We start from the raw sequence: 18,333 nt of genomic DNA, 5'->3' as shown, positions 1-18,333 counted from the left end.
TTAACTGATGGCAGATACTACCGTAGAGAAATTGGCCACGGAAGTGGGTAAAAGTGTTGAACGTCTGATTGAGCAATTCTCTCAGGCTGGAATTAAGAAAGGCCAAGCTGATAACGTGACTGAAGCTGAAAAGCAGCAGTTACTGGATTATCTGAAAAAGCAGCACGGTGGCGAAAATGCGCCAACGAAAATGACGTTGCAGCGTAAAACCGTATCGACCCTGAGTGTGGCCGGTAATGGTGGTCAATCTAAAGATGTTAAAGTTGAAGTTCGTAAAACACGAACTTTCGTCAAGCGTGATGCTAATGAGGCTACTCTGAAGGCTGAAGAAGAAGCGAAGGCCGAAGCAGAAGCTTTGGCAACAGCAAAGGCTGAAGCAGATGCTGCTGCGGCAAAAGCGAAAGCAGAAGCTGATGCGAAGGCAAAAGCGGATGCAGAAGCTAAGGCGAAAGCCAAAGCTGCAGCCGAAGTGAAAGTGACCAAAGATACTTCACCAGAAGCTGAAGCGGCACGTTTAGAAGCTGAGCGTTTAAAAGCGGCACAAGAAGCGGCAACTAAGCGTAAGCAAGATGAAGAAGCTGCAAAAGCCGCTGAAAAAGCGCGTTTACTTGCAGAAGAAAACTCTAAGCGTTGGGCTGAAGAAGAACGTCAACGTTTAGAAGCTGAGAAAAACGGCGATCACCACATCACCACCTCTAAAGTAGCGCGTGCTGCTGAAGATACCTCTGATCTGGATGAAGAAAAACGCGGACGTCGTGCTCGTAACAAGAGTAACGCCAAAAAACGTGGTGGCAAAGATGCCCGTGACGGCCGTGAAAAACACATGCGTAACCGCAGTACTGCACCTGAGTCTATGGCGCACGGCTTTAATAAGCCAGTTGCAGCGGTAAGCCGTGATGTGCGTATCGGTGAAACTGTGACTGTTTCTGAACTTGCGCATTTAATGGCAGTGAAAGCGACTGAAATCATCAAGCAAATGATGAAAATGGGTTCTATGGTTACGATCAACCAAGTGTTAGATCAAGAGACCGCCCAGTTAGTTGCTGAAGAAATGGGTCACAAAGTTGTGCTTATCCGTGAAAACGAACTTGAGCACCAAGTGATGCAAGACCGTGACGATGAAGATGGCATCAAGCTAGAATCTCGTGCACCAGTTGTGACTATCATGGGTCACGTTGACCACGGTAAGACGTCACTACTCGACTATATTCGCCGCGCTAAAGTGGCTGCTGGCGAAGCCGGTGGTATTACTCAGCATATCGGTGCATACCATGTTGAAACTGAAAACGGCATGATCACTTTCCTTGATACTCCTGGTCACGCCGCGTTTACTGCAATGCGTGCCCGTGGTGCCAAGGCAACGGATATCGTTGTATTAGTTGTTGCTGCCGATGACGGTGTAATGCCGCAAACTATCGAAGCTATTCAACATGCTAAAGCCGGTAACGTGCCATTAATCGTGGCTGTGAACAAGATGGATAAGCCGGAAGCGGATATCGATCGCGTTAAGAGCGAATTGTCACAACACGGTGTTATGTCTGAAGATTGGGGTGGAGACAACATGTTTGCCTTCGTTTCAGCTAAGACAGGTGAAGGCGTTGACGAACTGTTAGAAGGTATCTTACTGCAGGCTGAAGTTCTCGAACTGAAAGCGGTACGTGATGGTATGGCTGCTGGTGTGGTCATTGAATCACAATTGGACAAAGGTCGCGGCCCAGTTGCTACTATTCTGGTTCAAGAAGGTACGTTACGCCAAGGTGATATCGTTCTGTGTGGTCTTGAGTACGGTAAAATCCGTGCAATGAAAGACGAGAACGGTCGTTCAATCACTGAAGCGGGTCCATCTATTCCTGTTGAAATTCTGGGTCTGTCAGGCGTTCCGTCTGCAGGTGATGAAGCTACAGTAGTACGTGATGAGCGTAAAGCGCGTGAAGTTGCCCTGTATCGTCAAGGCAAGTTCCGTGATGTGAAACTGGCACGCCAGCAAAAATCTAAGCTAGAAAACATGTTCGCGAACATGACTGAAGGCGAAGTGAAAGAACTGAACATCGTTCTTAAAGCAGACGTACAAGGTTCACTCGAAGCGATTACTGACTCGTTAACAGGTCTGTCTACCGATGAAGTGAAAGTGAACATCATCGCTCGCGGTGTGGGTGCTCTTACTGAAACGGATGCAACCTTAGCGGCAGCGTCTAACGCTATCCTGGTTGGCTTTAACGTGCGTGCCGATGCACAAGCGCGTAAGACAATCGACAGCGAAAGTGTTGATTTACGTTACTACAGCGTTATCTATAATTTGATTGATGAAGTTCGTGCAGCGATGACAGGTATGCTGTCTCCTGAATTCAAACAACAAATTATCGGTCTGGCTGAAGTTCGTGACGTGTTCAAATCACCTAAGCTGGGTGCAATTGCTGGCTGTATGGTTACCGAAGGTACCATCAAGCGTAGCGCACCAATTCGCGTACTACGTGATAACGTTGTTATCTACGAAGGTGAACTTGAATCGCTACGTCGCTTTAAAGACGACGTTGCTGAAGTTCGTAATGGTATGGAATGTGGTATTGGCGTTAAGAACTACAACGATGTTCGCGTAGGCGACCAAATCGAAGTATTCGAAACCGTCGAGATTGCTCGTACTCTGTAACGATAATAAGGGCGGCTTTAGCCGCCCTTATCAATTTAAGCTATGGTAAGAAATATTATGGCAAAAGAATTCAGTCGTACTCGTCGAATCGCTCAGCAGCTTCAGCAAGAACTTGCTCAAGTGCTACAGCGCGACATGAAAGATCCTCGTATTGGCTTTGTAACCGTGAATGACGTCGATGTCTCACGCGACCTTAGCTATGCCAAAGTTTTCGTGACTTTCTTTGAGGAAGACAAAGCCGTTGTTCAAGAAAAGCTAAACGCTTTGATCAGCGCCGCTCCTTATATCCGCACTTTAGTGGCGGGCCGTATGAAGCTGCGTGTGATGCCTGAACTGCGTTTTATCTATGATAGCTCGCTCGTTGAAGGTATGCGCATGTCTAACTTAGTTAGCCAAGTGATCAACCAAGACAAAGCGAAGCAGCAGCAATTTGGTAGCGAAGACGCATCAGTTGAAGATGAAGTCTTAGGTGATGATGTTGCCGATGATGCAGATGAAACGGAAGGTAAAGATTAATGGCTCGTCGTCCAAAAGGTCGTTTTATTGATGGGATAGTGCTGCTGGATAAATCCACTGGCATGAGTTCTAACTTTGCATTGCAAAGGGTAAAGCGCTTTTTTAATGCGAACAAAGCAGGGCATACGGGCGCACTCGATCCGTTAGCGACAGGTATGTTACCTGTGTGCTTAGGCGAAGGGACTAAGTTTTCCCAGCATCTGTTAGATGCCGATAAACGTTATTTGGTCACCGCAAAGCTGGGCGAGCGAACGGATACCAGTGATTCCGATGGCGAAGTGGTGCAAACCCGCGCCATTGATTTTACTGAAGCGCAGTTATTAACCGCGCTTGATTTCTTCCGTGGTGAGACTCAGCAAGTGCCTTCTATGTATTCCGCGCTTAAATATCAGGGCCAGCCCCTGTATAAATATGCCCGTGAAGGCATTGAAGTGCCGCGCGAATCTCGCCCTATTACGGTATTTGAGCTTAATTTCATCGGTCTTGAAGGCGATGAGCTGACCTTAGACATTCATTGTTCTAAGGGCACTTATATTCGCACTATCATAGACGATCTCGGCGAAATGCTCGGATGTGGCGCCCATGTGATCATGTTGCGTCGCACTCAAGTTGCACAATATCCCTATGAAAGAATGGTTACCTTAGAACAACTTGAAGCGCTTGTTGCCCAAGCACATGAACAACAGATAGATCCGAGTGTTTTACTCGATCCGCTGTTGTTACCTATGGACACGGCCGTGGCCGATTTTCCTGAGGTGAATGTGCCAGATGCAATCGCCCCTTACTTAATGCAAGGTCAGGCTGTTCGAGTTCCCGTTAATGCAGACTTGAAAATCGATGAACTGGTGCGTATCACTTTAGGTGACATTCGCCGATTTGTGGGGATTGGCACTATGAACGAAGACGGCCTACTCGCGCCGAAACGACTCATAGTAATCCATGACGAGCCTGTAGAATCGCATTAGTCTGCTATCCATGAACAAATTAATTAATTTGTTCATGGATTAGTCTCCACCTTTTATTGCGCTAGGGTGGGTTTCTGGGTAGAATAGCGCGCCCTCTGGCTGAGTTAGTGATCGGCTAGAGATTCATAATTATTTATTTGGAGATATACATGTCACTAAGTACTGAAGCAAAAGCAAAAATTTTGGCTGAATTTGGCCGTGGCGAAAACGACACTGGTTCAACTGAAGTTCAAGTTGCTTTGTTAACTGCGCAAATCAACCATTTGCAAGATCACTTCAAAGAGCACATTCACGATCACCACTCACGTCGTGGTCTGTTACGTATGGTTAGCTCACGTCGTAAGTTAACTGCTTACCTGAAACGTACTGATTTAGCACGTTACACTGCACTGATCCAAAAGTTAGGTCTACGTCGTTAATCTCGCGTTGACTAGCGTGAAAAAGGAGGCTTAAGCCTCCTTTTTTATTGCCTAAAATTCAGTAGATGATTAAATCAAGCTGTGTAGGATTTAGGCCGGAGTATGTCGATATTATGTCTTTACGCTGGCCTTAACGCCGCCTAAATCTTGGGTTTGATTAAAGAACTCTAAGCACCACGTAGTCCATCTAAAGTGCTTATCGTTGCTGTCTGTGTCGCTATATACAGGGCTTCAAATTCCGCTTGGGGCAAGGGTTGGCTAAAATAGAAACCTTGGCCGACTTGGCACTGATTCTCCTTCAACCAATTCAATTGCTGCTCGTTTTCAATTCCTTCGGCCACAATGGTCAAATTAAGCTGCTTACCCAACATCAAAATGGTCGATGCGATTGCACTATCCCCTGGTAAATCGGACACGAAACAGCGGTCAATTTTCATAGTGGTGATGGGTAAATGGCGTAGGTAAGAAAGTGATGAATACCCAGTGCCGAAGTCATCGACGGCAATACCAAATCCTGCAGATTTTAGTTGCTCAAGTTTAGCGATAGCCAGTTCAATGTCGTTCATCAACGAGGTTTCAGTGATTTCAATTTCCAACAACTCGGGTTGGATTTGATAGCGTAATGCCATCTGTTTGATATCGGGAACTAAACTAGCATCGGCAAATTGTTGTGAGGCAACATTAATCGCAATTGGGATGGCATAGTTATATTTTTTCTGCCACTCCCTCAAGACCTTGCAGCTTTGTTCTATTACCCAGCGTCCAATTGGAATGATGATCCCTGTTTCTTCCGCGACGGGAATAAAAGAAACCGGACTGATGAGTCGGCCGTCTTTTTGCCAGCGGATCAGGGCTTCACAGGCGATCACTTTGCCCGTTTGTAGGTCGAGTTTTGGCTGAAAATACAGTAAAAATTCGTTGTTTTTTAACGCATCATGCAAAGATGCTTCGGTGCGTAAACGCACAGCTGCGCGCTCTGTCATCTGCTGTTTAAAGAAGGCCCATTGATTCGAGCCTGCAGCTTTCGCGCTGTACATGGCAATGTCAGCGTGACGGATCAAGTCTTCAGCACTGTTACCGTCTTCGGGATAAATAGAAATCCCAATCGATGCCGCAGGATGAATTGCATGTTCATTTAATTGAATCGGGACATTGAGCTGGATCAGTAGCTTATCTACAAAATCTGCCGCTTGATCAGGGGTGTGAACTGTATCAGCCAGAATAACAAATTCATCGCCACCTAAGCGGGAAACTGTGCCTTTATCGCCAACGAAGCGTTCAAGGATGCGGGCAATACGGGCAAGAAATTGATCGCCTAATGCGTGGCCAAGGGAATCGTTGATATTCTTAAAGCGGTCTAAGTCGATAAACATCAAGGCAAAGCTGCGTTTGTGTACTCGCGAACGTTGGATTGTGACTGCGATGGTTTCAAGCAATAGCGTGCGGTTGGGTAAGCCTGTTAGCGGATCTCGGGTCGCCATCTTGCGCAGTTTGGATTGGGTCTGGCTAAATTGGATAAGAATTTGGTTGAATTTAGACGTCACTAGACCGAGTTCATCATCCTTGTGCGCATTGGACATAGGTAAGAGGTTTTCGTCCGGAGAGTCGGGCTCAATCTTATCTATGGCCTCACTGATGCGTGCGATAGGCTGAGTTAAGAAGCGATGGAAGACGACAGATAATACTAAGGTGAGCAAGAGTGCGCGGGCAAGTGTGGCGAAAAAACTAAATCTTAACTGTGAGAAAAGGGTATTTGTTAGCTCTTGGGTGTCGTAGAAAACTGTTAATGTGCCGATAAGTTGTTGCTGTTGGGTGCCTTCAAAATAAAAAGGGCGGTACAGCGGGCGAGATATTTCCTTGAGATCATCAAATAATTTGTTACTTAAGCTGATAAAAGTCTGCGAGTTGTTCTTTTTATTATTGCTGACTGAAACAAACATGGAACCATCGTCGAGCTCAATCACTGCTGAGCCGACATGTTCAACCTTAATGGCCCCTTCTAATGTTTGGCGGGCTAAATTATCATCCAAAGCCCAGACGGCATTTGCTGCTGGTTGTTCAACTGAATCAAGGAGTTCTTGCTGGGTAGTTGTGAGCTGTTGTTTGGTTGATACGACGACTAAAGCGATTTCAACAATAAAAATTGCAATGGCAAAAAAGAGGGCGGTAAATACGACTAGATTAGTTTGTTTCCACGTCAGTGACTTAAAACGGCCTGTCATCGGGCGCATCCTTTATGATAATTATTCACCATCTGCGAGAATTTCCGTATCAATGTAAACCGCAACTCTTTGTTGATTTAACCACTTTAGTGAAAAGTTACGTATTTGTCATCATTATCTGCTCTTTATCTATTGATCCGATTTGCAGTATACTTACGCGCGTAATTCAAGGTCATTAATTAAGGAATGGGTCACGTGAATCCTATTGTAAAGAGTTTTGAGTATGGTCAACATACAGTCACCCTGGAAACAGGTGTTATAGCGCGTCAAGCAGATGCAGCCGTTTTAGCGAGCATGGGTGACACGACTGTGTTGGTCACTGTTGTCGGTAAAAAAGAAGCAGAAGCTGGTCGTGACTTTTTCCCTCTGACTGTTAACTATCAAGAAAAAACCTACGCAGCAGGTAAAATTCCTGGTGGTTTCTTTAAGCGTGAAGGCCGTCCTTCAGAAGATGAGACTTTAATTGCTCGTCTGATTGACCGTCCAATTCGCCCTCTTTTCCCTAATGGTTTCAAAAACGAAGTTCAAGTTATCATTACTGTAGTCTCTGTCGATCCACAAATCGAGCCAGATATCATCTCTATGATAGGTACTTCAGCGGCACTGGCTATTTCTGGTATTCCATTCAGCGGTCCTTTAGGTGCTGCACGTGTGGGTTACATTGATGGCGAATACGTGTTGAACCCAAGTGTTGCGCAACTTGCAACCAGCCAACTGAACTTAGTGGTTGCTGGTACTGCTGGCGCAGTATTAATGGTGGAATCAGAAGCCCAAGCATTACCAGAAGAAGTGATGTTAGGTTCTGTTGTTTACGGTCACGATCAACAACAAGTGGTTATCAAAGCGATTGCTGAATTTAAAGCAGAAGCTGGTAAACCAACTTGGGATTGGACTGCACCAACGCAAGATGCCGATTTAGTTGCCCAAATCAAAGAGCTTGCAGAAGCGGGTTTAGGTGATGCGTATAAAATCCAAGTTAAACAAGATCGTTATGCTCAAGTTTCTGTTGTTAAAGCAGCAACAAAAGAAGGCTTGTTAGCGAGCAATCCAAGCGTTGATTTACGTGAAGTTGATAACTTACTGGGTAGCTTAGAGAAGAAAGTGGTTCGTGGCCGCATCATCCGTGGTGAGCCTCGTATTGATGGTCGTGAACCAGACATGATCCGTGCCTTAAGTGTATTAGCGGGCGTATTGCCACGTACTCACGGTAGCGCATTGTTCACTCGTGGTGAAACTCAAGCGTTAGTCACTTGTACTTTAGGTACTGAACGTGATGCACAGAAGATTGACAGTATCATGGGCGAGCGCACTAACCGTTTCATGCTGCACTATAACTTCCCTCCATACTCTGTTGGTGAAACGGGCATGGTGGGTTCACCTAAGCGCCGCGAAATCGGTCATGGTAAGTTAGCATGGCGCGGTATCAATGCTGTTATGCCTTCAGCTGCTGAATTCCCATACAGCGTGCGCGTTGTATCTGAAATCACTGAATCTAACGGTTCAAGCTCTATGGCGTCAGTATGTGGTACTTCACTAGCGCTGATGGATGCCGGTGTGCCTATCAAAACTTCTGTAGCGGGTATCGCTATGGGTCTAGTGAAAGAAGGCGATGATTTCGTTGTTCTTTCTGACATCTTAGGTGATGAAGATCATTTAGGTGACATGGACTTTAAAGTGGCGGGTACACGTGATGGTATTACTGCATTGCAGATGGATATCAAGATCGAAGGTATCACTAAAGAAATCATGGATATCGCACTGCAACAAGCCTATGGCGCGCGTGTACATATCCTGAACGTGATGGATCAAGCGATTGGTTCGCACCGTGATGATATTTCTGATCACGCTCCACGTATCACTGTTATCAAGATCAACCCAGAAAAAATCCGTGACGTTATCGGTAAAGGCGGCGCAGTTATCCGTGCTCTGACCGAAGAAACCGGCACTACGATTGAGCTGGAAGATGATGGTACTGTGAAAATTGCTTCTTCAAATGGCGAAGCAACCAAAGAAGCTATCCGTCGTATCGAAGAAATCACTTCAGAAGTTGAAGTGGGTCGTATCTACAACGGTAAAGTTATCCGTATCGTTGATTTCGGTGCGTTCGTGAACATTCTGCCGGGCAAAGACGGTTTAGTACACATTTCACAAATCAGTGATGAGCGTGTTGCTAACGTGTCTGATCACCTTGAACTGAACCAAGAAGTTGCTGTTAAAGTAATGGAAGTGGATCGTCAAGGCCGCGTACGTCTGTCAATCAAAGAAGCACAAACTAAAGAAGCTGCAGCTGCTGAATAATGAGTCTTTGACTTATTATAGGCACACACTTCCTAAGTGATTGCATCAAAAGGAGATCAAATGATCTCCTTTTTTGTTTTTGGCATTAAGAAAGTCAGTATTAATCTTGATTCCCCAATAGCAGTCCTGTGGTGGGATTGCTATCATGAAGATTCTTCTGCGTATGTTGGGAATCTAAAAAGGTAGAAATGGATGAGTCTTAAAATTAGAACCGCTGTCGTTGCTGTGCTGGCGGGCGCCAGTCTGTTGTTAGCCGGATGCGCTACCACCCAGTCTCCTTTAGATAACCATAATGATGTTGAAGGTAAATTGGTTATCGCCCCCGTTATGCCCGATTATAAAGTGGAAGTGACGTTAGCGAAGCTCAACGAGATTTTGGCTACGGTTGAATTAACTAATGAGCAGAGAGCCAGATTTCATTACGATCGTGGTGTGATATACGACAGTGTGGGCTTAAGACTGCTTGCTCGCATCGATTTTATGCAAGCGCTGAAGCTGCAACCCGATCTCGCCGATGCCTATAATTTCTTAGGGATTTATTACACTCAAGAAGGCGAATACGCTAGCGCCTATGAAGCATTCGATGGCGTGTTAGAGCTTGCTCCTAATTACGATTATGCCTATTTGAATCGCGGTATTGCCTTGTACTATGGCGACCGTAACGATTTAGCCACTAAAGATATGCAGGCATTTTATGCCGGCGATAATAAAGACGGTTATCGCGCATTATGGCTGTATTTGATTGATTTTAAAGATGATGCTGTCGCAGCTAAAAAACAGTTAGCTGAAAACCGTAAGAATTTAGACAATGATGCATGGGCGACCGTTATCGTTGATTATTATTTAGGTACTAAGAGCCATGATGAGGTGTTTGCTGCCGCCAAAGTCGGCTTAACTCATCCTAAAGAATATGCAGAACGTTTATGTGAGGCTTATTTTTACTTGGCGAAAATGGCTATTGAAAACAAGCAATATCAAGATGCTGCTAACTATTTCCGCTTAGCACTGGCCACCAATATTTATGATTTTGTTGAACATAGATATGCGCGGATTGAGCTCGCTAAAGTTAAAGGTTTGCTCGAAGCCACAAAATAACCCCCCTCTGCCCGAGCTCATCTCGGGCTTTGCCTAGCCAAGCTCGAACTGAGGCGCTATAATTTGCGCCTTTTTAGCGATACTAGTGCATAGGTTAACATGTCAGGCAATAAAGTAGAGGTCGATAAACGTCGCACCTTCGCGATCATATCGCACCCCGACGCGGGTAAAACAACCATTACCGAAAAAGTGCTGTTATTCGGAAACGCTTTGCAAAAAGCGGGTACGGTTAAAGGCAAAAAATCGGGTCAGCATGCTAAGTCTGACTGGATGGAAATGGAGAAGGACCGTGGTATTTCGATTACTACGTCTGTTATGCAGTTCCCCTATGGTGGCGCCCTCGTTAACCTACTCGACACGCCTGGTCACGAAGACTTCTCCGAAGATACCTATCGTACGCTAACGGCTGTAGACTCCTGTCTGATGGTCATTGACTCTGCAAAGGGTGTAGAAGACCGTACCATTAAGTTGATGGAAGTGACCCGTCTGCGTGATACGCCGATCGTGACCTTTATGAACAAACTCGACCGTGATATCCGTGATCCTATCGATTTGATGGATGAAGTCGAAAACGTACTCAATATTGCCTGCGCACCTATTACTTGGCCTATTGGCAGCGGTAAAGAATTCAAAGGTATTTACCACATACTGCGTGATGAAGTCGTGCTGTATCAAAGTGGTATGGGGCATACTATCCAAGAGCGTCGCGTGGTGAAGGGTATCAATAATCCTGATCTTGATAAAGCGATAGGCAGTTATGCCGCTGATTTACGTGATGAGATGGAATTAGTGCGTGGCGCATCGAATGAATTTGACCATGCGGCTTTCTTGAAAGGTGAGCTGACGCCAGTGTTCTTTGGTACCGCGTTAGGTAACTTTGGTGTGGATCATATTCTTGACGGTATCGTTGAGTGGGCACCTAAGCCATTACCGCGCGAAAGCGATGCACGCGTAGTTATGCCTGAAGAAGAGAAATTCACTGGTTTTGTGTTTAAAATCCAAGCAAATATGGATCCAAAACACCGTGACCGTGTCGCCTTTATGCGTGTTTGTTCTGGCCGTTACGAGCAGGGCATGAAAATGCACCATGTGCGTATCGGTAAAGATGTTAACGTCAGCGATGCATTGACCTTTATGGCGGGCGATCGTGAGCGTGCTGAAGAAGCTTACCCAGGCGATATCATTGGTTTGCATAACCATGGCACTATTCGTATTGGCGATACTTTTACCCAAGGCGAAAAATTCCGTTTCACTGGTGTGCCTAACTTCGCCCCTGAAATGTTCCGCCGTATTCGTCTGCGCGATCCGCTTAAGCAAAAGCAGCTGTTAAAAGGCTTAGTACAGTTGTCTGAAGAAGGCGCTGTGCAAGTATTCCGCCCAATCGATACTAACGATTTAATTGTTGGCGCCGTGGGTGTGTTGCAGTTTGAAGTGGTTGTTGGTCGTCTTAAGAGCGAATATAACGTTGAAGCCATTTACGAAGGCATTAGCGTTTCGACTGCTCGCTGGGTTTATTGTAAGGATGAGCGTAAGCTTGAAGAGTTCCGCCGCAAGTGTAGCCAAAACTTAGCACTCGATGGTGGTGATAACTTAACCTATATTGCGCCAACTATGGTTAACCTGAATCTTGCAATGGAAAGATATCCTGATATTGAGTTTGCGAAAACCCGCGAGCACTAATTAGGTCAGGTTCAAAATAGTGGTTGAAATGGCGGTGAATTCACCGCCTTTTTTGTATCTAATGAAATCTAAAAACGGTTTTGGATGTGAATGATGGCGAATTGGATCACAAAAACATGGCAGGTTTATATTCAGTGGTGCGACCGCATGGGGCTGACACCCGAAAATCGTCGTTGTTGTATGCCACGCCTTGAAGATCCGCCATTAGCGATAAAATGCGCTAAAACGACAGCAGCTGATGAAACGGCATTGCCGCCTGAAGCGCATTCAAACGGTCAATCGACCGCAGAGTGAGGTATTTGCAGTGATTGATACCCACGCACATCTAGATTTTGCCGAGTTTGATCTTGACCGCGATACTGTAGTGCAGCGAATGCACAGTGTTGGGGTTAATAATCTGATTATTCCTGGCGTGTCCCCGCAACACTGGCACAAACAGCTCGCTGTTGCCGCACAATATCAAACCTATTTTGCCCTTGGCATCCATCCTTGGTTTTGCCCAGAGAATGTTGATGCAGGGATCTTAGCATTAACATCTAAAGTTGCCGCGTTGCTCGAATGTCCTCGTTTTGTTGCTATTGGTGAATGTGGCTTAGATAAACTTTATTCCGCTACTTGGCCGCAGCAGTTAGCGTTTTTTGAGGCGCAATTGACGTTAGCTAAATCCGTTAATCTGCCGGTGATTATTCATAGTGTTAAAGCGCATCCCGAGGTTTTGGCCTGTTTAAAAAAGTATCAATTGCCTAGAGGCGGTGTGATACATGCTTTTTCTGGCAGTGTTGAGATAGCACAGGAATATATTAAGTTAGGTTTTAAGTTGGGAATTGGTGGTTTGATTATGAATCCCAATGCCAAAAAATTACTCAAAACAGTCACTGAACTCCCACTCGAACACCTCATACTTGAGACTGACTCTCCGGCAATGACGCCGATAAATGTTACTGAAAAACGTAACCAACCCGCTAACCTTGTTCTTTTTATAGACAAAATCGCTACTTTGCAAAAAAAATCAAGTGTTCTAATATCAGAACACTTGATGTCGAATGCTATGCAACTGTTTGACCTTTAGTTGTTTTTAAATAAACAGGTGTAGGTCGCACTAGCATTCTGCACTAAGCGATTGAAATTAAACTCCAAAAATATGATCAAAACGACGATTTTCGACTTAGGCTCGGGTATAATCTGACTCGGAAATAGGTTGATTAACAACATAATTAAAAAGTGTTAACAATAGGGTGATGGTTAATGAATATATTGATGAGTTTAGTAGGGGTGGTCACCCTACTTGCGATAGGTTTCCTCCTATCGAATAACAAAAAAGCAATTAATTTGCGTACAGTGGGTGGCGCGTTAGCTATCCAAGCTGCTTTCGGTGGTTTTGTACTGTACGTTCCTGTTGGTAAAGACATTCTGAAAGGTATGTCTGATGCGGTTTCTAGCGTTATTGGTTACGCACAAAACGGTATCGGTTTCCTGTTTGGTGATTTAGCTAACTTCAAACTTGGCTTCATCTTCGCAGTAAACGTGTTACCCGTTATCGTGTTCTTCTCTTCTCTGATCGCGGTTCTATATTACTTAGGCGTTATGCAGTGGATCATCCGTATCATAGGTGGTGGTTTACAAAAAGCATTGGGCACAAGCCGTACAGAATCAATGTCAGCAACAGCTAACATCTTCGTGGGTCAAACTGAAGCTCCTCTGGTTGTTCGTCCATTCATCCCAACTATGACGCAGTCTGAACTGTTTGCGATCATGGTCGGTGGTTTGGCGTCAATCGCGGGTTCAGTATTGGCTGGTTACGCGCAGATGGGTGTACCTATCGAGTACTTAGTTGCCGCATCATTCATGGCAGCACCAGGTGGTCTATTAATGGCTAAACTGATGCACCCTGAAACTGAAGTTGCTAAAAATGACATGAGCGATTTGCCAGAAGATCCTGACAAACCAGCTAACGTGTTAGACGCAGCTGCAGCAGGTGCTTCATCTGGTATGCATTTAGCGTTAAACGTTGGCGCTATGTTGTTAGCCTTCGTTGGTTTGATCGCTATGATCAACGGTATCATCGGTGGTATCGGTGGTTGGGTTGGCATGCCTCAGTTAACACTTGAACTGATCCTCGGTTATGTGTTCATGCCTTTAGCATTCCTTATCGGTGTGCCTTGGAATGAAGCATTAGTCGCTGGTTCTTTCATTGGTCAAAAGATCATTGTTAACGAATTCGTTGCTTACTTAAACTTTGCTCCATACCTGAAAGACATCGCTGATGGCGGTATGGTTGTGGCTGAAACAGGTTTAGCAATGACAGACAGAACAAAAGCGATTATCTCGTTTGCTCTGTGTGGTTTCGCTAACTTGTCATCAATCGCGATTCTGCTTGGTGGTTTAGGTGCAATGGCTCCTAACCGTCGTCATGATTTAGCTACTATGGGTATTCGTGCGGTTATCGCCGGCTCTTTAGCTAACTTAATGAGTGCGACACTTGCTGGTCTGTTCTTAGCTATCTAAGTCAATGAACGGCAGTAGGGGGAAACCCCACTAACTGGGTCCTGACCATGCAGGGCAGGACCTAAGTTAATTCAACCATTTTCCAGTAGTGCCAGTAGTGATTCCTGTAGTGAATAGTTTCTCCAATTGAAAGACACAGAATGCAACTGAGATGTCGCTGTTATTCTGTCTTAAATGTCGCGGGAACACGGTTAAGTTAATTAATCGTAATGCAGAAGTCGCGACTTTGTTCACAATTAAGAATTTTGTGTTTGTGATTTTACGCTAGATTATTGAGATTTTATTTAATCTAGGTAGAATGCGAGCGCCACAAAAAGAACGCTACCCTCGATGGTAGTAAACAAGATAAATGGGGTTGATGATGAAAAACGTTAAAACTTTAGCTTTAGCTGCTACAGCAGTAGCTGCAATCTCTGGCAACGCATTTGCCGCTGATCGTTCTGATATTTATGCCACTGATTATAAGTGGATGCAGTTTAATGCTATGTATGCTGTTAATGAATTACCACGTGGTGATGCTGATGATGGCGGCCATGACTACTTAGAAATGGAATTTGGTGGTCGTAAGGGGATCGTTGATTTATATGGTTATGTAGACGTCTTCAATTTAGCTAACAGCAGCTCAGGTGATAAAACTGGTGGCGATAGCAAGATGTTTATGAAATTTGCGCCACGTTTCTCTTTAGATGCTATTACTGGTAAAGATTTATCTTTTGGCCCAGTACAAGAAGTTTACTTCTCTACTCTGTTCAACTGGGGCGGTGGTGCAATCCAAGGCCAAAGCATTTCTTTTGATGTTGAAGATCATCCAGGTCCACAAAAAATTAATAATCCAGGCGATGTCAATATGTCGTTTTGGGGTATTGGTGCCGATGTAATGGTACCATGGTTAGGCAAAACAGGTATGAACCTGTATGCAACCTACGATTTTAATGCTAAGGATTGGAATGGTTACCAATTCTCTATGAACTGGTTCAAGCCTTTCTATTTCTTCGACAACAAGAGCTTTGTTTCCTTCCAAGGCTATGTTGATTATCAGTTTGGTGCTGATGAAGTAAATAAATACGACTCTAATGGCCAATTTGTAAGTACTACATTTACTTCTAATGGTGGTGCTGCATACTTCGGTCTGCACTGGCATTCAGATAACTATGCGCTTGGTTACGGCCTGAAAGCATATAGCGATGTTTATTTGCTGAAGGATGAAGGCACATTTGGTTTAGAGACCAAAGGTTTTGCTCACTACTTCACTGCAACTTACAAGTTCTAATCTCTTGTAATCATTGCTTGTTGGAGCCGCATTATGCGGCTCCATCTTTGTTTTACCATGAGTCTTTATCTAAGCCTATTAGGCTAACAAGTGGGTTTATATAAAGGTTTGTGTTTTTCTCGCGCTAAAATGGATTTTTCGCGGAAAAGTAGATGCAAGATTTTATTCGTATCCTCTCTTCCGGTCTTCAAGGATTCAAGTCGTGGTCACTTATAAGTTATTTTAAGTGTCAGGATGCCTATTGTTCTTTATGACTTAGGCAAGATTGAATACCTACAACAAGGTAGTTTGTACAAGCAAATTACTCGGCACCGCCTGAAGGCCCGGCCATATAAAAATAATCAAAATAATGCCACCTCTCAAGCGTTGCTTTTATGCGACTGATTTCTATTCATTTAATTTTTATTTTGGAGAGCTATTATGACTGATTTAAAAAAAGCAGCACAACGCGCCATTGAGTTGATGGACTTAACGACTTTGAATGATGACGACACAGATCAAAAAGTGATCGACCTGTGCCACAAAGCGAAAACGGCTGCGGGCAATACTGCCGCTATCTGCATTTACCCACGTTTCATCCCGATTGCACGCAAGACGTTAGATGAAATTGGTGCTGAAGATATCCAAATTGCCACTGTGACTAATTTTCCCCATGGCAATGATGACATTGCCATTGCTGTGCTAGAAACTCGCGCTGCCGTTGCCTATGGTGCTGACGAAGTTGACGTGGTATTCCCATACCGCGCACTGATGGAAGGCAATGAAACAATTGGTTTTGAATTAGTTAAAGCCTGTAAAGAAGCCTGTGGTGAAGTCTTGTTAAAAGTCATCATCGAATCTGGCGTGTTAGCTGATCCTGCGCTTATCCGCCGTGCATCTGAGCTTTCAATCGATGCAGGTGCTGACTTTATTAAAACCTCTACTGGTAAAGTGCCTGTAAACGCCACACTTGAAGCGGCTGAAATCATGTTAACTGTGATCAGCGAGAAGAATACCCAAGTAGGCTTCAAGCCTGCCGGTGGTGTGCGTGATGCTGCACAAGCAGCTGAATTCCTCGGTGTTGCTGAGCGTATTTTAGGTGCTGATTGGGTTTCACCACGTACCTTTAGATTTGGTGCTTCAAGTTTACTAAACAGCTTGTTACACACACTAGAATTAGCTGATACGCCTAAGCCGACTCAAGGCTATTAATTGCAAACTATCGCTGATTAATACTATCAGCGTATAGCGAGCCTAATTAAGTGTGACCTAAATCTATTTGGCAAACTCAAAACTTCGATAGTATGAACTTGTAATATTGCTACAGTTTTGATGTTTCATTGCAAAGATAAGCACTAGCGACAGGGTTGTTAGTGCCTATCTTGGAGGCAGTATCATGTTTCTAGCTCAAGAGATTATTCGTAAAAAACGTAATGGTTTAGCGCTAAGTTCCGAAGAAATACAGTTCTTTGTTCAAGGTATCACTACTAACGCAGTGTCCGAAGGCCAGATCGCGGCATTAGGCATGGCTGTGTACTTTAATGACATGAATATGGATGAAAGAATCGATTTAACAACAGCGATGCGTGATTCTGGCACTGTACTTAATTGGCAGTCATTGGGACTCAATGGCCCTGTTATTGACAAGCACAGCACTGGCGGTGTGGGCGATGTGATTAGCCTTATGCTTGGCCCTATGGCTGCGGCTTGTGGTGGTTATGTGCCTATGATTTCTGGGCGTGGCCTAGGTCATACGGGCGGCACGCTCGATAAGTTTGATGCAATTCCGGGTTATCAAACTGAGCCATCAAGTGAATTGTTCCGCAAAGTGGTTAAAGAAGTCGGTGTGGCGATTATTGGCCAAACAGGCGATCTCGTTCCTGCCGACAAACGTTTCTATTCTATCCGCGATAATACCGCCACTGTTGAATCCATTTCCCTCATCACAGCATCGATTCTGTCTAAGAAATTAGCCTGTAATTTAGATGCGCTGGCGATGGACGTGAAAGTTGGTAGCGGCGCCTTTATGCCAACCTATGAAGCATCGGAAGAATTAGCTCGCAGTATTGCAGCTGTTGCTAATGGCGCGGGCACTAAAACGACAGCTTTGCTTACCGATATGAATCAAGTGCTTGCATCTTGCGCCGGTAACGCGGTTGAAGTGAAAGAAGCCATCGACTTTTTAACGGGTGCTTACCGTAACCCGCGTTTATATGAAGTCACTATGGGTCTTTGCGCTGAGATGTTGCTTCTGGGCGGTCTTGCAAGCAATGAAGCCGATGCTCGCGCTAAACTGAATCGTGTACTCGACAATGGTCGCGCTGCAGAACTCTTTGGCAAGATGGTGTCGGGTCTTGGTGGTCCAGTCGATTTTGTTGAAAACTACAATAAATACCTACCGCAATCACAAATTATTCGTCCAGTTTTTGCCGATATGAAAGGTTATGCCTATAGCATGGATACCCGTGAATTAGGTTTAGCGGTTGTGACCTTAGGTGGCGGCCGCCGTAAGCCTGGCGATGCACTAGACTATAGTGTTGGCTTAACCCAAGTGTGTGCCCTAGGCGATAAAGTGGATTCATCGACGCCGATTGCCGTTATCCATGCACAATCTGAAGCCGCCTTCGCGGAAGCGGAACTCGCGGTGAAAAAAGCGATTCACATTGGTGAAACCGCTCCAGAAAAAACACCTGAGATCTATGCCTATATTCGTGCATCGGATCTTTAAGGAAGAATT

Annotated in this window: 14 protein-coding genes; 13 read left to right on the top strand and 1 reads right to left on the bottom strand. The window is 44.9% G+C overall.

Translation table 11 applies throughout. The features are described 5' to 3' along the window. Window positions 1–7 precede the first annotated feature (7 nt). From infB to rpsO, 4 genes are all read left to right on the top strand, one after another. Complete coding sequence (gene infB, locus Q4Q50_RS14280) at window positions 8–2,647, top strand: translation initiation factor IF-2 (protein WP_311899861.1); 2,640 nt, start codon at window positions 8–10, stop codon at window positions 2,645–2,647. Window positions 2,648–2,704: 57 nt separating this feature from the next. Next, window positions 2,705–3,163, top strand: a complete 459-nt coding sequence (gene rbfA, locus Q4Q50_RS14275) for a 30S ribosome-binding factor RbfA (protein WP_014620813.1) — start codon at window positions 2,705–2,707, stop codon at window positions 3,161–3,163. After that, a complete protein-coding gene (truB, locus tag Q4Q50_RS14270) occupies window positions 3,163–4,128 on the top strand; it encodes a tRNA pseudouridine(55) synthase TruB (RefSeq protein ID WP_311899858.1) in 966 nt (321 codons plus the stop codon). Before rbfA ends, truB begins: the two co-directional genes overlap by 1 nt. Before the next feature lie 149 nt (window positions 4,129–4,277). Beyond that, window positions 4,278–4,547, top strand: a complete 270-nt coding sequence (rpsO, locus tag Q4Q50_RS14265) for a 30S ribosomal protein S15 (protein WP_106651344.1) — start codon at window positions 4,278–4,280, stop codon at window positions 4,545–4,547. Window positions 4,548–4,714: 167 nt separating this feature from the next. On the opposite strand, the gene Q4Q50_RS14260 is transcribed toward rpsO, so the two are convergent. After that, window positions 4,715–6,769 (bottom strand): putative bifunctional diguanylate cyclase/phosphodiesterase, encoded by a 2,055-nt coding sequence (locus Q4Q50_RS14260; RefSeq protein WP_311899856.1) that lies wholly within the window; start codon window positions 6,767–6,769, stop codon window positions 4,715–4,717. A gap of 195 nt (window positions 6,770–6,964) precedes the next feature. Between Q4Q50_RS14260 and pnp the strand changes: the two genes are divergently transcribed. The 9 genes from pnp to deoA all read left to right on the top strand — a co-directional run bounded on the left by pnp (window position 6,965) and on the right by deoA (window position 18,324). Next, window positions 6,965–9,067, top strand: coding sequence for a polyribonucleotide nucleotidyltransferase (pnp, locus tag Q4Q50_RS14255; RefSeq protein ID WP_311899854.1), 2,103 nt, complete (start codon window positions 6,965–6,967; stop codon window positions 9,065–9,067). Between the two features lie 192 nt (window positions 9,068–9,259). Beyond that, on the top strand, window positions 9,260–10,162 hold the full coding sequence (gene nlpI / locus Q4Q50_RS14250) for a lipoprotein NlpI (protein ID WP_220775720.1): 903 nt from the start codon (window positions 9,260–9,262) through the stop codon (window positions 10,160–10,162). Between the two features lie 99 nt (window positions 10,163–10,261). Further along, a complete protein-coding gene (gene prfC, locus Q4Q50_RS14245; RefSeq protein ID WP_261272686.1) occupies window positions 10,262–11,842 on the top strand; it encodes a peptide chain release factor 3 in 1,581 nt (526 codons plus the stop codon). Window positions 11,843–11,932: 90 nt separating this feature from the next. Next, entirely contained in the window at window positions 11,933–12,136 is a 204-nt protein-coding gene (locus tag Q4Q50_RS14240; RefSeq protein WP_311899853.1) for a DUF5363 family protein, read from the top strand. A 10-nt stretch (window positions 12,137–12,146) separates the two neighbouring features. Next, window positions 12,147–12,911, top strand: coding sequence for a TatD family hydrolase (locus Q4Q50_RS14235; RefSeq protein WP_311899852.1), 765 nt, complete (start codon window positions 12,147–12,149; stop codon window positions 12,909–12,911). Window positions 12,912–13,087: 176 nt separating this feature from the next. Next, complete coding sequence (locus Q4Q50_RS14230; protein ID WP_220590910.1) at window positions 13,088–14,347, top strand: NupC/NupG family nucleoside CNT transporter; 1,260 nt, start codon at window positions 13,088–13,090, stop codon at window positions 14,345–14,347. A 361-nt stretch (window positions 14,348–14,708) separates the two neighbouring features. Beyond that, window positions 14,709–15,617: a nucleoside-specific channel-forming Tsx family protein gene (locus Q4Q50_RS14225; RefSeq protein ID WP_311891581.1), complete on the top strand. Its 909-nt coding sequence runs from the start codon at window positions 14,709–14,711 to the stop codon at window positions 15,615–15,617. A gap of 420 nt (window positions 15,618–16,037) precedes the next feature. Beyond that, the gene (gene deoC / locus Q4Q50_RS14220; protein WP_311891582.1) at window positions 16,038–16,808 is read left to right on the top strand and encodes a deoxyribose-phosphate aldolase; all 771 of its coding nucleotides are present in this window, start codon (window positions 16,038–16,040) and stop codon (window positions 16,806–16,808) included. Between the two features lie 184 nt (window positions 16,809–16,992). Further along, entirely contained in the window at window positions 16,993–18,324 is a 1,332-nt protein-coding gene (deoA, locus tag Q4Q50_RS14215; protein ID WP_311899850.1) for a thymidine phosphorylase, read from the top strand. Window positions 18,325–18,333: the final 9 nt, after the last annotated feature.

Source organism: Shewanella scandinavica, from assembly GCF_031932065.1.
Lineage (GTDB): Bacteria > Pseudomonadota > Gammaproteobacteria > Enterobacterales > Shewanellaceae > Shewanella > Shewanella baltica.
The sequence above is the reverse complement of the archived record's forward strand: the minus strand, read 5'-3'. Positions and strand labels throughout refer to the sequence as shown.

Coding starts and splice junctions, on each gene's coding strand:
- truB (WP_311899858.1), top strand. CDS start 3,163: ATGGCTCGTCGTCCAAAAGGTCGTTTTATTGATGGGATAGTGCTGCTG.
- Q4Q50_RS14240 (WP_311899853.1), top strand. CDS start 11,933: ATGATGGCGAATTGGATCACAAAAACATGGCAGGTTTATATTCAGTGG.
- Q4Q50_RS14260 (WP_311899856.1), bottom strand. CDS start 6,769: ATGACAGGCCGTTTTAAGTCACTGACGTGGAAACAAACTAATCTAGTC.
- deoC (WP_311891582.1), top strand. CDS start 16,038: ATGACTGATTTAAAAAAAGCAGCACAACGCGCCATTGAGTTGATGGAC.
- Q4Q50_RS14225 (WP_311891581.1), top strand. CDS start 14,709: ATGAAAAACGTTAAAACTTTAGCTTTAGCTGCTACAGCAGTAGCTGCA.
- rbfA (WP_014620813.1), top strand. CDS start 2,705: ATGGCAAAAGAATTCAGTCGTACTCGTCGAATCGCTCAGCAGCTTCAG.
- infB (WP_311899861.1), top strand. CDS start 8: ATGGCAGATACTACCGTAGAGAAATTGGCCACGGAAGTGGGTAAAAGT.
- prfC (WP_261272686.1), top strand. CDS start 10,262: ATGTCAGGCAATAAAGTAGAGGTCGATAAACGTCGCACCTTCGCGATC.
- deoA (WP_311899850.1), top strand. CDS start 16,993: ATGTTTCTAGCTCAAGAGATTATTCGTAAAAAACGTAATGGTTTAGCG.
- nlpI (WP_220775720.1), top strand. CDS start 9,260: ATGAGTCTTAAAATTAGAACCGCTGTCGTTGCTGTGCTGGCGGGCGCC.
- rpsO (WP_106651344.1), top strand. CDS start 4,278: ATGTCACTAAGTACTGAAGCAAAAGCAAAAATTTTGGCTGAATTTGGC.
- Q4Q50_RS14230 (WP_220590910.1), top strand. CDS start 13,088: ATGAATATATTGATGAGTTTAGTAGGGGTGGTCACCCTACTTGCGATA.